This is a genomic window from Roseateles albus (assembly GCF_028595345.1).
Lineage (GTDB): Bacteria > Pseudomonadota > Gammaproteobacteria > Burkholderiales > Burkholderiaceae_C > Paucibacter_A > Paucibacter_A albus.
Map to the genome: position 1 here is coordinate 527420 of NZ_JAQQXT010000002.1, position 18831 is coordinate 546250.

Consider the following 18831-nt stretch of genomic DNA (forward strand, 5'->3'; position numbering starts at 1 on the left):
CAAATACTCTTATGGCCATCGCCCCAAAATCGCGCAGCAAGACCGGCGCCAAGACTGTCGTTGCTGCAGCTCCTGCTGCTGTCGCCGCTGCACCAACGAGCAAGACCAAGGCGAAAGCCAAGACTCCGGCAGTCAGCAAGCTTGCCGTGGCCGAGAAGCCGGCTGCCAAAGCCGCAGCCAAGCCTGCTGTCAAAGCAGCTCCCAAGACCACAGCCAAGACTGCAGTTAAGGTAGCAGCGGTAAAAACGCCAGCCGCCAAAAAAGCGGTGGCGGCCAAGAAGACCACTCTGCCGGTCGCTGCCAGCCCAGCCCCGGTGGCGAAAAAGGCGCCGAGCAAGAAGACGGTCAAGGTCGTCGAAGCTGTGGTCGCTGCGGCAGCAGCCCCTGCACCGGCCCCGGTGAAGGCGACCAAGCGCGCGACCAAGGCGGCGGCTGAATTGCCGGTCGTAGTGGTGGCAAAGCCTGCCAAGAAAGTGGCGACCAAGAAAGTCGCCAGCAAAGAAGTAGTCGTTGCAGAAACTGTGTTGGGCAAGGTTCAGCCAAAACCGGTGACAAAGCAGGGCAAGGCGACTAAGGCGATCAAACCGACCAAGGCGGTCGCGGCGGCCCCGCTGCCGGCAGAGCCTTTGATCGCAGCCAAGAAGGCGGATGAGAAAAAGTCTAAAACGCCAACTCCGGCTAAGACGGCTAGCAAGGCCGATCACAAGCCCGCGCCAAAGACGGTAGCAAAGCCTGCAACCAAGCCGGCAACAAAGCCAGCAGTGGCTGCGCCAATCCAGTCAGTTGCTCCCTCGGCTAAGCGGACCAAGAGCCCGATCGCAAAAACCAAGCCGGTCGCCACGAATCCAGCCCTTGTGCCTGCGCCGCGGCCAACTCCTCCCGCTCCGCCGGCCGTTCCGAAGCCGCCCGCCAAGTTTGCCTTGCAGCGCCCCGGCTCAGCCGCAAGCGGCGTGTTTGGCGACTATGTGGTGGCCGAGTTGGCCGGTGAGCAGCAGTGGCGCGTGTCGATTCGCGGCACCAGCTTGAGTGACTGCCGCTGCACCTGTGAGGTGTTCCGCTTCGGTGAACGTGGCAGCTGCGAGCATGTGGAGTTCGCCTTGGGCAGTTTGCTGGACGAGCCACAACAGCGCGCTGCGCTCGAGCAAGGTTTGCGGCTGGATTACAGCGAAGTGCTGCTGGGCTTTGGTGCCGCGCGCTATCTGCGCTGGCGTCAAGGCCAGCATTGCCCCGAGGCGGTGGCGCGCGAGGCGCAAGCCTTGCTGGATGAGCGCGGCCGGCTGCCGGCGGATGCGGCCGATGATGTGGGCTTGCTGACTGGCTTGCTGCAATTGGCGGCCGAGTTGGGGCATGAGGTTCGCGTCGAAGCCGGCGTGTGGGAACAGGTGGCTCTTGGTCGCGATGCGCGTCAGCGCGTGCAGCGTTTGGCACAGGCCTATCCGCAGGGCTTGGAGAGCCCCGCATTGCGCGGCTTGTTGAAGCTGCCGTTGCCGCTTTATCAGCTGGAGGCGGCCTTGTTCGCGGCTTGTGCCGGGCGCAGCCTGGTGGCCGACGATTTGGGTCTGGGCTTGTACGCGCCGGCCTATGCGGCGGCCGAGTTGTGTGCCCGTCACTTCGGTACCGAGCGGGTCTTGGTTTTGTGCGCCGAGTCCGCTCAGGCGCGCTGGTTGGGCGAGGCGCAAACCCTCAGCCTGGCGAAGGCGCAAATGGTCTGGGGTGACGCGCAGACGCGCCAGGCTCAGCTGCAAAACCTGGGACAGGGCCTTGAGATCAAGATCGCGTCGCTGGCCTCGCTGGGGCAAGACCTGGCCTTGCTGCAGGGCTTTGCACCCGAGCTGATCATTGTTGACGAGGCCGCGCGCTTGGACGCTGATGCCTTGGCCTTGCTGCGGCAACTCGACAAGGGCTTTTTGCTGATGCTTAGCGGGCAAATCCTGGATGAGCAGCCGCAAGCCTTGCTGGCTTTGGTGGACCTGCTGGATAGGCACCGGAACGGGCCGTGGGAGCGTTTCTTGAGCCGACATGTGCGCCGTAGCGGCCAAAGCAATAGCTTCTTTGCCTTGGAACGCCTGGACCAGACATTGGAGCGGGTGATGTTCAGCCGCAGCCGTGCCGAGCTGCTGCCGACCTTGCCTGTGGCCCTGGTGCAGCTGCGTGCGGTGGCCTTGAGTCAGCAGCAAGAGCAGATGCAAGCGCCCTTGCTGGCCGACTTGCGCCGAGCGGTCGCGCGCTGGCAGCGCAGCGGCTATGTGTCCGAGAGCGAGCTCTTGCAAGTGCAGCAAACCCTGCAGCAATTGCGCCGGCTGGCGATCAGCCCACAACTGCTCGATGCGCAGCTGGGCTCGGCCGAGGCGCCGAAGTTGTCCGCAGTGGCAGCGCTAACGCGCGAGCTGCTCGGTGCTGCGGCTGAGCGTTTGGTGGTGTTCTGCCAATGGGACGATGCTTTGAGCTTGTTGGCGGCTAGGCTGCAGGCCAGTGGCACGGCCTTTGTTCAGCTGCATGCGGAAGCGCCGCTGGCGCAGCGCATGGAAGCGCTTCGCCGCTGGCGAGATGGCTCGGGCAGCGCGGTTTTGCTCTGCAGCGACCGGGCCGCAGCGGGGCTGGATCTGCAAATCGAGCGTGCTGCCTTGGTGAACCTGGAACTGCCTTGGGGCGAGGCGCTGCTGGAGCAGCGCTTGCTGTGCCTGGCCGATGAGCAGTCGCGCGGCTTGCCGCTGATTCAGCTGCTGGCACAAACAGGGCTTGAGCAAGCGATGCTGCAAACGCTGGATGGCGTGGTCGACCTGCCCGCAGGCAGCCTGGACGGCGACGTGAGTCGGCAACTGCTGCAAGGCGAGGAGCAGCAGCGCTTCATGCAGGCTTTGGTGGCGCTGTGCGGGGCCTTGCCGGACTAGGCGAGAGTGGTGGGGGCGGCGCGCGTGATTTTTCGCACGCGCCGGCCGCTTCATTGGCGCTATTTGCCTAAAGTCTTTCCGTGGAAACCCTAGTGTGCTATAGTCGCAGTCTTGCTTCGGTGATTACCGCTGCATTTCGTACGTCTCCTCTGACCTCCGTTCAGGCAGCTGCCCAATCCGAAACACAGGATTGCGCGCAGTGACACCGGCCCACACTCATCGTGCGGCGCCAGTGCACCCCTCCAGGGTGAAGCGCTGAACACCCCTCGGGTTCGGTCGGCGGCGATGCCGTCGCTTTGACTGTTCCCCCGGCGCCGCACCTGGCACCTCTCGGCATGCTTTTGCCGACTCAACAAGGCCCGGTGCACGACGCGAGCTTTCTCCCAGCGACTTTACTGGCTTGATGCGCAAAATTTTGCGGCGCATCGGGTGCGTGTGTTCGTTTGCATTTTGCGAGCGGGGCACGGCATTGTTGAAAGAAATACATGAGTTTTGAAAATCTAGGCCTCCAAGAAGCCCTGTTGCGCGCTGTTAAAGATTCCGGCTACGAGACAGCCACCGAAGTACAAGCATTGGCGATTCCTGCCGGCCTGAAGGGCCTGGACATGATGGTGTCGTCGCGCACCGGCAGCGGCAAGACCGCCGCCTTCATCTTGCCCGCGCTGCAAAAAGTGCTGGAAAGCCGTGCCAACCCAAGCGCTCCTGTGCTGGACGAAAAAGGCCGCCGCAAGGTCCAAGGCCCCAAGGTTTTGGTGCTCTGCCCAACCCGCGAACTGGCGATGCAAGTTGCCAAGGCCGCTCAGACCTACGGCCGCTATGTGCCGGGCCTGCGTTTGTCCACCGTCCTGGGTGGCATGCCTTACGCTTTGCAGTTGAAGCAATTGAGTGGCCCGCTTGACATCTTGATCGCCACCCCTGGCCGTCTGCTGGACCATATGCAGTCGGGCCGTGCGGTGCTGGACAATGTCGAATTGCTGGTGCTCGACGAAGCCGACCGCATGTTGGACATGGGCTTCATCGACGACATCAAGACCATCGCCGATCGCATCCCCGCCACACGTCAAACCGTGATGTTCAGCGCGACCTTTGCCGGTCACGTGGGCCGCTTGGCGCAAGAACTGCTGCGCGATCCGATGCGCATCGATGTCGCTTCGCACACCGACACCCACGAGAACATCACCCAGCGTCTGCACTGGGCCGATAACAACAACCACAAGGACCAGTTGCTTGAGCATTTGCTGGCCGACAAGGATGTTGACCAGGCTCTGGTGTTCACCAGCACCCAGCGCGATGCTGACTGGTTGGCTGAGCGTCTGCAGGAACTCGGCCACTCGGTCGCGCCTCTGCACGGCGGCATGCCACAAGGTCGCCGCAACCGTGTGCTGATGGCTTTGCGCCGTCGTGAAGTGAAGGTTCTGGTTGCCACCGACGTCGCCGCTCGCGGTATCGACGTGCCGACCATCACCCACGTGATCAACTACGGTCTGCCGATGAAGGCCGAGGACTATGTGCACCGTATCGGCCGTACCGGCCGTGCCGGCCGCGCTGGTCTGGCGGTGACGCTGGCCACGCGTGACGATGTGTCGATGATTCGCCGCATTCAGCAGTTCACCACGCAACAAATCCCGGCCGCGCAGATCGAAGGTTTGGAGCCTAAGTCGCAAGAGCCACGCATCTTCCCGCCACGGCCAGCCGGTGCGGGTGGTTTTGAAGACCGCGGTGCGCGTCCTGCATGGGGCGGTAAGCCAGGTTTTGGCGGCAACAAGAGCTTCGGCGGCGGTAAGAGTTTTGGTGGCGGCGCCGGTCGGCCGTTCCAGCCTCGTGAAGGCGGCCGTCCGGCCGGCTTCGAGCCACGCGGTGACTTCCGTCAGGACAGCCGTCCATCGTTCGATCGCGCTCCTGCTGATCGTGGCAATGATCGCGGTTTCGCACCACGCGGTGACTTCGCTCCACGTGGCGACTTCGCACCACGCGGTGACTTCGCACCCCGCAATGACCGCCCAGCCTTTGGCGACAACAAGCCATCGTTCGGCGGCAAGCCAAGCTTCGGTCAAGACCGTCGCCCAGCCGGTGGTGGTTTCGAGTCGCGCGGCCCAGGCGGCCCAAAGCGTAGCGGCCCTCCAAGTGGCGGCCCACGTCGCAGCGGCTTCGGTCGTTAATATCCGCTCTTGACGGCGGCGCGCTCAAAACGCGCTCGGTCAAGCAGCAGAAGAAGAAAGCCCGCTCTGCAGCGGGCTTTTTCATTGGGACAACATCATTTCAGCATCGATTGCAATGAGGCAACAAGGTCAGCTGACACAGTGGGACGATGCCAAGGGCTATGGCTTTATCAGCCCGGCGAGCGGTGAGGCCAAACTGTTTGTTCATATCAAGGACTTCGGCCTGCGCGCCGAGCGGCCCCTGACCGGGGAGGCCTTGACTTACGAGTTAGGGCAGGACGCTCAGGGCAAAAGACGCGCCGTGAACGTGCGGGTCAGCAAGGTCGCCGTCAGCGTACGCCCGGCCCACAAATCGCTTAGCAGCTTGTATTTGATTCCCGCCTTTGCCGCTTTCTACCTGACTTGCCATCTGCTTTGGCCCTTGCCTGCGGGCCTGTGGGGCGCTTACATGGCGATGAGCTTGGCGACATTTATTGTCTATGCCGGTGATAAGCGAGCGGCTTTCAAAATGCAGGCCCGTGTGCCTGAGCGCACTTTGCATGTGCTCGCGCTGGCCTGCGGTTGGCCAGGCGCCTTGTTGGCACAGCAGCTACTGCGCCACAAATCAGCCAAGCCTGCCTTTTTGCGCCGGTTTTGGCTGACGGTGGGCATCAATGTGCTGTGCTTTGTTCTGCTGGCCACGCCGCTGCTGAGGCAGTTGCTAAGCGTACTGCAGGGATAATCACACCCATGCGGGAGAACCCAAACCCAGCGAGCGAAGACGAAGCTCGCTTTGAAGATTATTTTCGCGATGCGGCTGCTCCCAGTGAGGCGCAACTTTTGTGGCAGCTGGAGCGCCAAGAAGGCCTGACGGCCGGCTTGCGTGCGCTCTTTCACGGCCCGGCCAGCTTGGTCAAGCTGCGTGTCTGGGTGTTTTTGGAGGTGATGGCGATGCCGGCCTCGCGGATCAGCCGCGAGGTCTTCAACCAGCATTTCCATATGCTGCGCGATGAGCCGCTGGAGTTGGTGCTCAAGCGTTTCCGCGAGGCCGATCTGTTGCTGTGGGACGGCTCTAATCAGCAATACAGCGTGACGCCCTTGGCGCAGCAGTTGCTGGGCGTGTTGACGCCGCTGATCACCAGTGTCGGCCAAGACGCCGACCTGACCGCCTTGCTGGCCAATGTGGCCGGCGCCCATCAGCTCGGTACCTTGGACCCGGCGCAGCTGCAGCATCTGCAGGCTCAGCTGTCCCGGCTTTATGACGAATTTGCCGACGCGATCGCGAGCGGCTCCGAGTTCCATCTGCGCCGCGCCCGCCAGCGCTTCGGCAAGGCCTTGAGTCTGGTCGCAAAGGCCAGCGAAGCGCTGACCGCCATCATGGTGCAGGCGCAAGAGCAAGGTAACGCCAAATTAGAGCGCTTGGCGCGAGAGTTGGGCCTGGCTCAGGCGCGGCTGTTGGCCATGGCCAGCCAGTTCAACCGGGCGCTGCAGCAGGCCGACCGCCAGCGTGTCACCTTGGGCTCGACCGGTATCACGACGACAGATGTGCGGCGCTGGCTGCAGAGCGTGCATTTTCTGGAGAACCTGTCTTTAGGCGCGCTGTCGCGCCCGGTTCATCCGGTCTTGGTGTCGCAGCATGAACTGCTGGACCAGGCCGAGGCCGAATTCGAACGAGATCGGCCCAAGCCGAAGGAGGCAGAGCCGCTGCCGACGGCTCAGGCCGCACCCGAGGGTGAGTTGGCGGTGATGAGTTTGCCGCCCGAGATGGGCTTGATGCAGGCCTTGTTGAACCGCTGGGCCGAGGCCGGCGAGCTGGAGCAAGACCTGGCCCCTGCCGTGTTGGGGGGCAGTTATGCGCGCGCGTCTTACCGGGCGCAATTGTTGCCCTTGCTGGGCGACCCGCAGGCTCAGCACTTGGTGGGTGCGACCGGCGATATGGCGCGCCAACCTTGGCGCGTGCATTGGGGCGTGGAGCAGGGGCCGATCGATGACGAATACATACGCTGGATGAGCCGAGGCGTGCTGCGAGCCAGCGGCCAGGATGCATCCACGGGTGAGTCAATGAATGAGGAAGATAAAGCATGAGCGCAGCTCTTGATGATGCGGCCGCGCTGGCGGCGCAATTGCTGGCGCGCCGCTGGCTGCCGCGCAGCCACCCGCTGGTGCGCCGGGCGCTGATCGATACCGATGTCTGGACGGCGCTGAGCGAGCGGCTCGCGGCGGTGGGTTTGCGCGTGATCGACAACCTCTACGCCGATCACATCAGCGTGGCCATGCTGCGTCCGGCCGAGGTGGCGGTGTTTGGTGAGACGGGCTTGGCGGCAAACAACAACCTCGATCTGCCGCGTGACGGCGTCGCGCTGCTGGTGATTTTGTGGTCGCTGATCGTCTTGCCCAAGCGCCAGCGCCAGGTCGCGCGCGCCGATGCAAAGGAAGCGGGCCAGAACGAAATGTTCGCCACCGACAAGCCGCTGCCGACGGCCGCCAGCGTCAGCCCGACCCTGTCTTACCGCAGCTTGCTGGTCGACTTCGGCAATCAGCTGGGCAAGAAGATGCGGTTGGATTCCAACTTGAAGCTCTTGGAGCGTAACGGCTTCATCACGCGGCGCGGCGAAGACATCGCCGAAGGCCCGTTGCTCGATTTGCTGTTGGACTACGACACACTGGCGCCGCGCATCCTGGACGGTGCGCTGGCCGATGTGCTGGCGCGCACGACTGACGTCTTGGCCGCGCCTGCCATTGCGCAAATCGCCAAACAGCGGCAAGCGCAAGACGAAGTGGTCGAAGAAGCCGTGGACGAAGGCCTGGAAGAAACAACAACAATAACGCCCGAGCAAGACTGACCATGTTTCATCTGCAATCTCTGGAACTGCTGCACTGGGACTATTGCCAGCGCGTCACCATGCCGCTGGACGGCGCCATCATCACCATCGCCGGGCCCAATGGCTCGGGCAAAACGACGCTGCTGGATGCGATGCGCACGCTGCTGGGCCTGGAATGCTCGGGCGGGCGCACCTACAAGACCTATGCCCGCCACGCCAACGCCGAAACCGCCTGGCTGCGGGCCTTGGTGGACAACCGCCCGCGCGGCCGCCAGAACAGTTCGCGCCCCTTTGCCAGTTCGTTGATCTATTCGGATCAGGTCACCTTGGCCTGCCGTATTGAGCGCCATGGCGGCGATTGGCAGCGCCGCTACATGATGAGTGAGGGCGTGCAGACGGTTGAGCAATTGTCCGAGCATGGCGAGAAGGATTGGATGGGTATCGAGGCCTGGCGCCGCCGCCTGGAGGCCGCCGGTCTGACACGTGCGATCGGCCGGGTGCTCGCGCTGGAGCAGGGCCAGACCGACCGCCTGTGTGAGCTTAGCCCCAAGGAATTGCTTCGCCTGGTGTTCGAGGTGTTTGGTGACCAGGAAGTGCTGGACCGCTACGACCAGGCGCGCAGCCATCAGCAGCATTTGCTCAAGGAAGTGGAGCAGGCCGGCCACGAGCTCTCGCACACCCAGGCGCAGCTGTCCGATCTTGCCAACCGCGTCACCAGCTATCAGCAGTACCAGCTGCGCCTGCGCGAGCGCGAGCGCATTGCCTCGGAAGTGTTGCCGGTTTTGCAATGGAGCGAGGCCAGAGCGCGCACCGCGCAAGGCCTGCGTGACTTGCACCGGCATCGCCTGTTTGCCGGCGCCGACGCGCGCGCGCAGACGGCCAAGCGCGCGGAGCTGCATGCTTTGTTTGAGTCATCGCAAAAGGCCAAGCAGCGTCTGACCGAGCTGGAGCAAGAGCGGCGGCACAACCGCAGCAGCTTTGACGCAGCGCGCGAGGCCGAGCGGCCGATGGAACTCTTGGCCAAGCGCGAGGAGGAGTTGAAGGTTTTGGCCGCCGTCGAGACCGACGCCCAAGAGTTGGCGCAGCGGGTCGAGGACCTGAGCGGCCGCCAGCACAGCTTGCGCGAGAGCTTCACCCGCGCCAATGACCAGAGCAAGAAAGCGCAGGCGGCACTCGAAGGCCTCAGCGGCCAGCGCCTGCCACCGCCACCGGTTGAAGTGACGCGCTTCAGGCGGGCACTCGATGATGCCGGTATTCATCATCATGTCTTGGCCGATTGCATCGACATTGCCGATGAGGCCTGGCGAGCCGCAGCGGAAGGCTTGCTGCGCCCGTCCCGCTGGGTGGTGGTGTTAGCCCGCCCAGGTGACGAGGCCCATGCTTTTGCGCTGGCTTCGCGTGAACGATATCGGCATTATGTGGTGGCCGAGGGCGAGAGCGCGCCGGCCACTGCACCGCCCGATTCGGTGCTGGCTGCGTTGAAGATCAATGCCAAGCTGCCAGGTTGGCTCTTGCGCCAGTTGGGCGGCATTCGGCGCGTCAAGGATACCGAGGCTGGCGCCAAGACTGGCGGGGAGTGGATCACACCGGATGCCTACTACCGCGATGCCCGCGGTGGCCGCAGCCTCTGGGTTGAGCCGCGTGACTTCCAGTTCGGTGTGTCTGCGCTGGAGAGTCGGCGCAAGGCGCTGGAGAGCGAGCTGGCTCGCTATGACGCTGAACTGAGCCGCTTGGCCAAGGAGCAGGCCGAAGTCGAGCGCCAGTTCAAAGATGCGCAGCGCGCCGCGCAGGGCCACAAGGCGGCCAAGGAATTGGGCGATAGGGCCGATGAGTTCGCGGCGGCGCGCAGCCGCTTGCCGGCCTTGCGTCAAGCTCGCGCCGAAGCCTCAAGCCGTATGACGGCGCTGGAGGCCGAGCACGACCGGGCGCTGACCGCGCAAAGCCGCAGCGAGCGGGATTACGAGGCGGCGCAGCTCAGCCTGAAGGCCAGTGAAGAAAATGTGGGCCGGGCCGAGCGCGAGCACAACACCCGCCTGCAAGACCTTAAAGCGCAGGCCAAGGCCTCTCGCGAGGCGCGCGCGCGCTTCCCCGCCGCTTGGATTCAAGCGGCTACGCTGCAGGCCTTGCGTGATGAATTCGAGAATGCCAAGCAGGCCGAGATAGCCGGCCGGCATGTGCAGGCGGAGTTGGAGCGCGGCGTCTGGGAAACCGACCCGCAAGTGCAAGAGCGCCACCATCGCATGAGTGTGGCGGTGCTGGAGCAAACTACTCAGCTTGATGACAGGCGCGCCAGCAACGAGATGGCCCGCATCGCCGCCTTCAATGCGCGTGAACGCTATATCGATGTGCTGCGTGCCACGGTGCGGCGTTATAAAAAGAATGTGCAGGAATTGGGCGAGTTGGCCGGCGTCATCGCCGTGGCCGAGCTGCCGCATCTGGACAACGACGATATGGTGTTGGCGCAGGCCGGCCTACAGGTCAAGTTCAACTTCGACGGCAAGGGTGAGGTGGGCTTGAATGACGGCGAAGCTTCGGGCGGCCAGCAGGTTTTGAAGAGCCTGATTTTGCTGGTTGGCTTGATGAAAGACGACGACTCGCCCGGCGGCTTCGTTTTCATCGACGAGCCCTTTGCCCACCTGGACGTGCGCAATATTCAGCTGGTCGGCCACTTCTTGCGTTCGACCCGTGCGCAGTATTTGCTGACCACGCCGATCACCCACAACGTTGAGGTCTTCGAGCCCAGCGAGATCACGCTGGTGACCAGTAAAAAGGGCAGGGGCGAGCGTTGGGCGCCGCCGATCGCGGTGCTGGCGCGCCGGCCTGAGAAGTCGATTTACGACTGAAAGACTGCGAGCAATCTGCATGTCGCGCGCTGCCCGCTTGCTGGAACTCTTGCAACTGCTGCGCCGTCATCGTCATCCGATTCAGGGCGCGGCGCTGGCGCAGCAAATGGACGTTAGCCTGCGCACCCTCTATCGCGACATTGCCACCTTGCAAGCGCAAGGCGCACAGATCGAAGGCGAGGCGGGCGTTGGTTATGTCTTGAAGCCCGGCTTCACGCTGCCGCCCTTGATGTTCAAGGCGGATGAGCTGGAGGCGCTGGTGCTGGGCTCGCGCTGGGTTGCCGGGCGCAGCGACGACGCCCAATTGGCCGACGCCGCACGCAGCGCATTGGCGAAGATTTCGGCGGTCTTGCCGGCCGAGTTGCGCCACGAGTTGGACAGCTCTGCCTTGCTGGTGGGGCCCGGTGAGTCACTGTCCGGGCCTGAGCAGTTGATGGCCCGTTTGCGGTCGGCGATGCGCAATGAGCTCAAGCTGACGCTGCAATATCGAGACCTGAAGGGTCAAGCCAGCGAACGAGTGGTTTGGCCGTTTGCTTTGGGTTTTTTTGATTCGGCGCGTGTCTTGGTGGCTTGGTGCGAAATGCGCCAGGCCATCCGTAACTTCAGGGTTGACCGGATCGGCAATATGACGGTGTCTTCGATCCGCTACCCACGCTCGCGGCAGGCCCTATTGGCCGAGTGGCGGGCGCTTGAAGGAATCGCGCCGCAGTAGCTTGCTGCTGTCAGAAATTGACACTGCCGATTTTTACGATGAACGCTTGTTATCAACCAGACAGCGCAAAGTTCATCACCATGACGCAGCCCAATTTCATTCTTTTCTATGTCAGCAGCCCGCTCGAGAGCGCAGCCTTTTATGCTGGGCTGCTTGGCCGGGAGCCTATCGAGGCTTCGCCCACTTTTGCGCTGTTCGCGCTGGACGCCGGGCTGATGCTGGGCTTGTGGGCGCGCCATACCGTGGAGCCGCTGGTCGAGCCCGGCACCGCAGCGGCCACCAGCGAGTTGGCCTTTGCCCTGCCTGACCGGCCAGCCCTTGACGGCTTGCATGGCGCGTGGATTGCACTCGGCTTGCCCATCATTCAATCGCCGACGTCCATGGACTTCGGCTACACCTTCACGGCTCTTGATCCCGACGGTCACCGACTGCGCGCCTTCGCGCCCCATCTGTAATGTTGGCGCTCAACACCAGCCTGCCTGGCTTTGAGTCGCTGGCAGCGCGTCCAAGGAGACCCGTGAAGAATTGGATCGCGGTGGCCAGTGCCGAGCATGTACGGCGCGGGCGCGCAGAGGGCTTTATGCAGGTCTGCCATGGCAAGGCCGCACCGCTCAAGCGCTTGCGGCCTGGTGACCGTGTGGTCTATTACTCACCCAGCGCCGAGTTTGGAGGCAAAGACAGGCTGCAGGCCTTCACCGCCCTGGGTGAAGTCGCGGGCGGCTCACCCTATGCTTTTGATATGGGCGCAGGCTTTGTGCCGTTTCGGCGTGAAGTGGTGTGGCGGCCTAGTCGGGACTTGCCGATACAGCCCTTGCTGGAGCGGCTGGAGTTTGCGCGTGGGCAGAAAAATTGGGGCTACCGGCTGCGTTTCGGCTTGCTCGAAGTCGCCGCGCACGATATGGATTTGATCGCCGCTGAAATGTTGCTGTAGCTGTCATGGGCACTTGTCCGGCGTCGCCGCAAGCCCCGCTGCTTTGAGCGAAGAATACTCAAGCCAGAGTCATCAGCGCATCAGAAGGGAGCCGTTCGAGTTGGCCGTGATCACCGAGCACCGCGTGAATGCAGTAGCCGCGCTCGGCGGTGTCGCGGCGAATCGGATGGGCAAGGCTTGTGCCGAAGGGGGAGCTCAGCGCAGCCACGATGGGCGTCATCACGCTGGCACCGCGCTTGACCACGACCCCGGTTTCCCCCGAGGCCAGCCTCACAAAGCAGCCGGGTGGGTAGAGGCCAAACTCCTTCACCAGTGCGGCGGTCATGGGGTGGCTGCCGTCTTGCATAAACATCATGCGGCCGGCTCTGTCGGCGGCCATGGCGGCGCGGCCGTGGCGGGGGTTGAGCATGGCGGTATAGGTGTCGGCCCGCTGCACCAGCGTCGCCAAATCCCCCGGTTCCCGGCAGCCTTTGGGGTAGCCGGTGCCGTCTGGAGTCTCATGGTGGCGGGCCACCGCCAGCAGCCATTCCCTGTCGGTGATGCCAGACAGGACCAATATCTGTTCGCTGCGTTCGGGGTGGCTGAGGACCGCCGCGCGTTGCGCAGGGGTGATCGGCGTGGTCTGCTCCGCCATCTGTCCTTGCAGTTCCAGAATGGAGATATCCATGGTCAGCGCGACCTTGAACACTTTGTGGGCCTCGCTGTCCGACCAGCCCAATCGCTGCGCCACCAAGAAACTGGTGATCGCGCAGTGCAGGGCATGCCTAACGCCGTATTGCACTGAAGCTTTGTCCGTGGCTTTGATGATCTGGAAGATGGCTAAATCTCTGTCCCGCTCGATCAAGCTCAGCACCGCCGGCGTCACATCATCGAGCGCTTGGGCAAAACCCGGTCGGCTCGAGGCGTTCAGCGCAGCGCCGAGTTCTTGCAGGCTTTGGCGCCAGATGGCCGGCAGTTGCTCGGGGCTGGCCAGGCGGATCAGCTCGCAAGGACTCTGCAAATCAGCGAGATCAACCAAGGCGCCGCGTTGCAGCAGCGCGTCAAGTTCGGCTTGGCTGCTGAGGACTTGGCCACGCGCCAGCAGCAGGGTGGCGTCCTGCTTATAAACATTGAAAGGCAAGCCTAGCCCGACCGAAATTCGGTGTTTGACTGCGGAAAGCAAGGAATACGGCATTCGCTTTTCCACCAGGCTGAATGATTTCGGACTCAAAAACAACGCAAAAGCGCTGTCTGTTGCTACTTCCGAATCTTATATCGCAAGCCTTGTATATTAGGGGAAGTACTTTAATAAATGGCACGCCATGCCCCCGCCCAAGCGCCGAGAGCCAGACGTCAAAGTAAAAGCCACATGCGATGACCTGCTTAGACAGGCGCAGCAGGTTTTGGACGGCGAGCGCCCGCTCGCGGCTGCGGCACTCGCTTTGCTGGCGGAGCAGAGTTGCTCTGGCGCGGGGGCCCAGCCTTGTGCGGCGGCAGCAGCGCGCCTACAGGCCGAGGCCCACTGGGCCAATGGGGCGTTTGACCAAACCTTCAACTGCGCAATCCGGGCGGCCGAACATTACGCCGCATTGAATCAAGCCACGGGCCAGGTCGCCATGCTCAATCAGGCTGCGCTGGCGGCCTGCGCGGCGGGCTTGGCCGAAGAGGCTTTGCCGCTGGCCTTGCGTGCGCTGGAGTTGGCCAGCCAGGCCGCGCCGCTGGAAAGCCTAGCCAGTGCTCTATCTACTTTTGCCCATGTGCAGGCCAATTTGGGCGAGTTCGAGACTGCGGAGCAGGTCCATCAACAGGCCTTGCTCAAGGCGCAAGAATCAGGCAATGGGCCGGCGCTGGTGCGCTGCTTTGCCAATGCCTTGATGGCCGGGGTGCTGGCATTTGACGAGTTACTCGCCGGCGGCAAGACGCTGTTGGCGCAGGCTAGTTCGATGCGCTTGCTGCCGCTGGCGCAGCAAGCCAACAGCCTGCTGGACATGAGCTTTATGTCGGATGCGCAGCGCGCGATATTGCGGCTCAATGTCGGCCATGCGCTGATGAATGCGCAGCGCTTTGAAGAGGCCGGCCGTTTGTTTCATGACAGTCTGCAACTCTTGGCCGATTCAAGCTCGGAGGTGCTGCATTACTCGGCCGCCCACGCGCTGTGCGAGTTGGATCTGCGCTGCGGCCACTTGGCGTCGGCGCAGCAGCGCTTGCAAGAAATGCTGTCGATGCGCTCGGTGTCCCTGAATCCGCTGCAACGCGAAGATTTTTTGCGTACAGCGATGGCTCTTTGCCAAGCCTTGAAAGAGCAGGAGCAGTCGCTCAAATATGGTGTTAGGCTGAGCCAAGTGCTGGCCGAGCAGGCCCAAAAGCGCCAGCGCGCCGCGCTGCAAATACGCGCGGTGCGGGCATCGAGTCAGGTTTTGTTGGCGGCGGCTTCGGAGGCTGCGGGATCGGACTCAAGGAGACCCGAGCCCGAGCCCGACAATCCTGTGTTGGCGCCGCGATAGCGCTGACGCCAAGCTGGTCTGCGCTTAGACCGACTGCAGCGGAATCACCGAGGTTTGACCCGAGGCAATGCGCTGCTGCCACTCGGCCGGGCCGGTGATATGGGCGCTGGTGCCGCCGGCGTCCACCGCCACCGTGACCGGCATGTCGACGACGTCGAACTCGTAAATCGCCTCCATGCCCAGGTCGGCAAAGCCAACCACCGGTGCGGCCTTGATCGCCTTGGACACCAGGTAGGCGGCGCCGCCGACGGCCATCAGATAGGCCGAGCCGTTGTCCTTGATCGCTTCGATCGCGACCGGCCCGCGCTCGGCCTTGCCGACCATCGCGATCAGGCCGGTTTGCTCCAGCATCATGCGGGTGAAACCGTCCATGCGGGTGGCGGTGGTCGGGCCCGCTGGCCCCATCACCTCGTCGCGCACCGGGTCGACCGGGCCGACGTAATAGATCACGCGGTTGGTGAAGTCCACCGGCAGCTTCTCGCCCTTGGCCAACATATCGGCAATCCGCTTGTGGGCGGCGTCACGGCCGGTCAGCATCTTGCCGTTGAGCAAGAGCGTGTCGCCCGGCTTCCAGCTCGCGACCTCAGCCTTGGTCAGCGCGTTCAGATCGACGCGCTTGCTCTTGTTGTAGTCGGGCGCCCAATGCACATCGGGCCACAGGTCCAGGCTCGGGGCTTCCAGGAAGCTAGGTCCTGAGCCGTCCAGCACGAAGTGCGCGTGGCGGGTGGCCGCGCAGTTAGGGATCATCGCCACCGGCTTGGAGGCAGCGTGCGTCGGATAGGTCTTGATCTTGATGTCCAAGACCGTGGTCAAGCCGCCCAGACCTTGCGCGCCAATGCCTAAAGCGTTGACCTTCTCGTACAGCTCGATGCGCAACTCTTCAAGCTTGTTCTGCGGGCCGCGCGCCAGCAGTTCATACATATCGATGTCTTCCATCAAGGCCTCTTTGGCCATCAGCATCGCTTTTTCGGCCGTGCCGCCGACGCCCAGACCCAGCATGCCGGGCGGGCACCAGCCCGCACCCATCAGCGGCACCGTCTTGAGCACCCAGTCGACGATGGAGTCGTTCGGATTCATCATCACGAACTTGCTCTTGTTCTCCGAGCCGCCGCCCTTGGCCGCGACCATCACGTCCACGGTGTTGCCGGGCACGATCTGCACGCTGATGACCGCCGGCGTGTTGTCCTTGGTGTTCTTGCGCTCGAAGATCGGGTCGTTCAAGACCGAGGCGCGCAGCTTGTTGTCTGCGAAGTTATAGGCCTGGCGCACGCCTTGGTTGACCGCGTCCTCGAGCGAGCCGGGGAAGCCTTCCCAGCGCACATTCATGCCGACCTTCAGGAACACATTGACGATGCCGGTGTCCTGGCAAATCGGGCGGCGGCCCTCGGCGCACATTTTCGAGTTGGTGAGGATCTGCGCGATCGCGTCCTTGGCGGCGGCCGACTGCTCGCGCTCGTAAGCGCGCGCCAGATGGGCGATGTAATCGGCCGGGTGGTAGTAGCTGATGTACTGCAGCGCACCGGCGACGCTTTCAACGAAGTCGCTGTATTTGATCGAAGTAGACATGGTGTTTAGGGGCTGTTTTGCTGCTGAAATTATGACGCATTGGAAACTGTTTTTTCCCTGTCAAATCAACTGTTTAGCATCATTTTGTTGAACGGTGCCGTTGTCAATTTCTGGGCTGTTGAATCGCGCGTTTTGAGGCAAGCACACCGTTTGTGACAGTGCGTTTGTGACCAAGGGTAAACCCTTGAATTCGCGCACAAAACAACGCTATTTTTAGCACGTATTTTGCACACGAAAATTTTACTTAGTTGCGACGTTAGGTTTAAAAATATTGCACGTTAGGTTTGCTTATTTTTTGTGCAGCCATAGAGGGATTTTTGAATAGCTGAGATTGGCAGTTGCAAGGCGTGCAGTAATCATGCAACCGCGTTGAAGTGTCTTTGCTTGATCTCAATAGTATGTGAATGCAACCTAGGCCTAGAGGGTGTTTCGTGCGTGAAGCACTCCAATAAAAGGCAAAGGAATTGACATGTCACATCCCACACTGACGCTGCGTAATGGCATCTATCACTTCAACAAAATGGTCAACGGCCACCAAATCCGTCAAAGCACCAGAACATCAGATTTGAAGCTAGCGGAGAAGATCGCAGCAAAGATTGAACATGATGCCGTTCAGTCAATTATGTTTAGTGGCAAGAAGCCCGTGCACTTACATGCGGCCATTAAGGCGTTCTTGAGTACACGCCAAGGTGGTGGGTATTCAAATGCCGTTACCCATTTGAAGCATTTCGAAAAGCTGCCCGACAAGCGGATTGATTCATTGGCCTTATATGAAGTTCAAAGCGTGGTGACGAAGAGAAGGGCAGAGGGTTTGAGTCACAACACTTTGGCGGTGCTGATCGTTTACTGGAATGCCTTGCAGAACTTTTGTGAGGAGCAGGGTTGGACTTCTGGTGTCAAGTTAAAGAGCATGAAACAGGTCAAAACCCGCTTCCGCGTTCTAAGCAAAGACGAAGAGCAGAAGTTGTTCCACGCCATTGATCCGAATGTGAATTTCCCTGGCCGTAACCCCATCAAGATCGCACAGCGGCAGGACAACGTTGATTTACTGGTGTGCTTGTTGTCGATGGGTTGTCGCCTGAATGAAGTTCAGCGTATGCAGTGGTCACAGGTGGACTTCGCTGCCAACGTTGTGCATGTCAAGCGGTTGAAGGATGGTGTTGATAGTGCTATCACGATGACCGCCAAGCTCAGGGAAACTTTGCAGCGCCGCGCAGTTGAGCATGAGGTTTGTGGTTGGGTGTTCCCCAGCAAGATCAAGAAATGCAATACGCGGTGGATCAATGCAGCGGTGAAGAGGGCTGGTATTAGTGAAGCGGCAGGGAAGATTACCCTTCACACCATGCGTCACTGCGTTGCTACGCGGTTGTTGGCGGGTGGACTATCTTTAGTTGAAGTGCAGTCCATGTTGGGCCATAAGAACATTGCTTCTACGATGGTCTACTCGCAAATTGTTCCAACTGCGGCAGCGATTAAGGCGGCTGCTATCTTGGAAGCATAAAAGGGCCATATGGGTTATGCTTGGCGTTGATACTTCCTTTGTACCAAACCCCGGTAAAACCCAAATGTCCACTCTTAAAGAACTCATCGCCGCTCGTGCTGCACTTGATGCGGAAATTGCCAAGACCCAAGACGCGGAGCGTTCAGCCGCTATTGCTCAAGTTAAGGCTCTGATGGCTGATTTCGATCTGTCTATTAGTGACCTGAGTGGTCGTGCGCCCAAGGCCGCTAAGGCTGCTGGTGGTAAGGCTGTTGCTGCCAAATACGTCGACAAGGCAACCGGTGAGTCTTGGAGTGGTCGTGGCCTGAAGCCACGTTGGTTGAAGGCAAAATTGGATGCGGGCGCTAAGATCGAAGACTTCGCGGTATAAATACTATCGAACGGTCTGGGTCATAGCGGATCGTTTGTCATAGTAAAAACTCTCCAAGTTGTACTGAAACCCCCAACGGTCTTGAAATAGGACTGTTGGGGGTTTTCTTTTTTTTCACACTTATACCGGCGACGAAGGGGGTGGTGGCATGACTTGCTTTCGAAAGTCAAGCTCAAATTGAAAGTGCAGAGCTATATTCGGCAATAACCGCCAATCGCCTGTCTTGATAAGGCGGCGCATTAGGTTCTCTAGTTCTACAGGCAAAGGCAGTACCTTCCCCGTGTGGGCTTCGGAAAACTGGATTATCAGTTGGTAGATAAATTCGTCGGAAGCGAGATCGGGCAAGAAGACGCGATCATCTTCAATGTCGGGCAAGAAGACGCGCTCATCTCCCATGACCTGCGTCTCCCTGGCGGCGTGTTTGTTGGCGATCACTGAAAACTGACCCACCTGCAAGGGCCGCGATCGCGCAAAACTGACCCATGTATCGACACTGTCCTGCTCAAGGCTGAGCGGGGAATCAGGAGTGATTAACGTGGGCATGTTGGCCAAGATCAGGAGAATGCACCTGAGG

The 18831-nt window shown here is 61.3% G+C and carries 15 protein-coding genes; 12 read left to right on the top strand and 3 right to left on the bottom strand.

Annotated features, from left to right (window positions below; all coding sequences use genetic code 11):
• The first annotated feature begins 11 nt into the window (after positions 1-11).
• The 9 genes from PRZ03_RS05275 to PRZ03_RS05315 all read left to right on the top strand — a co-directional run bounded on the left by PRZ03_RS05275 (position 12) and on the right by PRZ03_RS05315 (position 12337).
• Positions 12-2891, top strand: a complete 2880-nt coding sequence (locus PRZ03_RS05275) for an SNF2-related protein (RefSeq protein ID WP_273599322.1) — start codon at positions 12-14, stop codon at positions 2889-2891.
• 485 nt (positions 2892-3376) lie between these two features.
• Entirely contained in the window at positions 3377-5050 is a 1674-nt protein-coding gene (locus tag PRZ03_RS05280; RefSeq protein WP_273599323.1) for a DEAD/DEAH box helicase, read from the top strand.
• A 115-nt stretch (positions 5051-5165) separates the two neighbouring features.
• Positions 5166-5771, top strand: coding sequence for a cold shock and DUF1294 domain-containing protein (locus PRZ03_RS05285; protein ID WP_273599324.1), 606 nt, complete (start codon positions 5166-5168; stop codon positions 5769-5771).
• 8 nt (positions 5772-5779) lie between these two features.
• Positions 5780-7114 (top strand): hypothetical protein, encoded by a 1335-nt coding sequence (locus PRZ03_RS05290; RefSeq protein ID WP_273599325.1) that lies wholly within the window; start codon positions 5780-5782, stop codon positions 7112-7114.
• A complete protein-coding gene (locus PRZ03_RS05295; RefSeq protein WP_273599326.1) occupies positions 7111-7872 on the top strand; it encodes a hypothetical protein in 762 nt (253 codons plus the stop codon). The genes PRZ03_RS05290 and PRZ03_RS05295 overlap by 4 nt, the downstream gene beginning before the upstream one ends.
• 2 nt (positions 7873-7874) lie before the next feature.
• Positions 7875-10694 (top strand): ATP-binding protein, encoded by a 2820-nt coding sequence (locus PRZ03_RS05300; RefSeq protein WP_273599327.1) that lies wholly within the window; start codon positions 7875-7877, stop codon positions 10692-10694.
• A gap of 19 nt (positions 10695-10713) precedes the next feature.
• The gene (locus tag PRZ03_RS05305; RefSeq protein WP_273599328.1) at positions 10714-11406 is read left to right on the top strand and encodes a helix-turn-helix transcriptional regulator; all 693 of its coding nucleotides are present in this window, start codon (positions 10714-10716) and stop codon (positions 11404-11406) included.
• A gap of 80 nt (positions 11407-11486) precedes the next feature.
• A complete protein-coding gene (locus PRZ03_RS05310; RefSeq protein ID WP_273599329.1) occupies positions 11487-11861 on the top strand; it encodes a VOC family protein in 375 nt (124 codons plus the stop codon).
• A gap of 62 nt (positions 11862-11923) precedes the next feature.
• On the top strand, positions 11924-12337 hold the full coding sequence (locus PRZ03_RS05315) for an EVE domain-containing protein (protein ID WP_273599330.1): 414 nt from the start codon (positions 11924-11926) through the stop codon (positions 12335-12337).
• A 58-nt stretch (positions 12338-12395) separates the two neighbouring features.
• Here PRZ03_RS05315 and PRZ03_RS05320 read toward each other — a convergent pair whose 3' ends face one another.
• The gene (locus PRZ03_RS05320) at positions 12396-13511 is read right to left on the bottom strand and encodes an HD-GYP domain-containing protein (protein ID WP_273599331.1); all 1116 of its coding nucleotides are present in this window, start codon (positions 13509-13511) and stop codon (positions 12396-12398) included.
• Positions 13512-13638: 127 nt separating this feature from the next.
• On the opposite strand from PRZ03_RS05320, the gene PRZ03_RS05325 reads away from it, so the two are divergent.
• The gene (locus tag PRZ03_RS05325) at positions 13639-14820 is read left to right on the top strand and encodes a hypothetical protein (protein WP_273599332.1); all 1182 of its coding nucleotides are present in this window, start codon (positions 13639-13641) and stop codon (positions 14818-14820) included.
• Positions 14821-14844: 24 nt separating this feature from the next.
• Here the strand turns inward: PRZ03_RS05325 and PRZ03_RS05330 are convergent, their stop codons facing one another.
• The gene (locus PRZ03_RS05330; protein ID WP_273599333.1) at positions 14845-16386 is read right to left on the bottom strand and encodes a fumarate hydratase; all 1542 of its coding nucleotides are present in this window, start codon (positions 16384-16386) and stop codon (positions 14845-14847) included.
• A gap of 469 nt (positions 16387-16855) precedes the next feature.
• On the opposite strand from PRZ03_RS05330, the gene PRZ03_RS05335 reads away from it, so the two are divergent.
• Both PRZ03_RS05335 and PRZ03_RS05340 read left to right on the top strand, forming a co-directional pair.
• Entirely contained in the window at positions 16856-17887 is a 1032-nt protein-coding gene (locus PRZ03_RS05335; protein ID WP_273599334.1) for a tyrosine-type recombinase/integrase, read from the top strand.
• Positions 17888-17951: 64 nt separating this feature from the next.
• Positions 17952-18257 carry an H-NS histone family protein gene (locus PRZ03_RS05340; RefSeq protein ID WP_273599335.1) on the top strand — a complete coding sequence of 102 codons (306 nt, stop codon included), beginning with the start codon at positions 17952-17954 and terminating at the stop codon, positions 18255-18257.
• 120 nt (positions 18258-18377) lie between these two features.
• Here the strand turns inward: PRZ03_RS05340 and PRZ03_RS05345 are convergent.
• The coding region (locus PRZ03_RS05345; protein WP_273599336.1) for a hypothetical protein at positions 18378-18831 on the bottom strand (454 nt) is incomplete at its 5' end.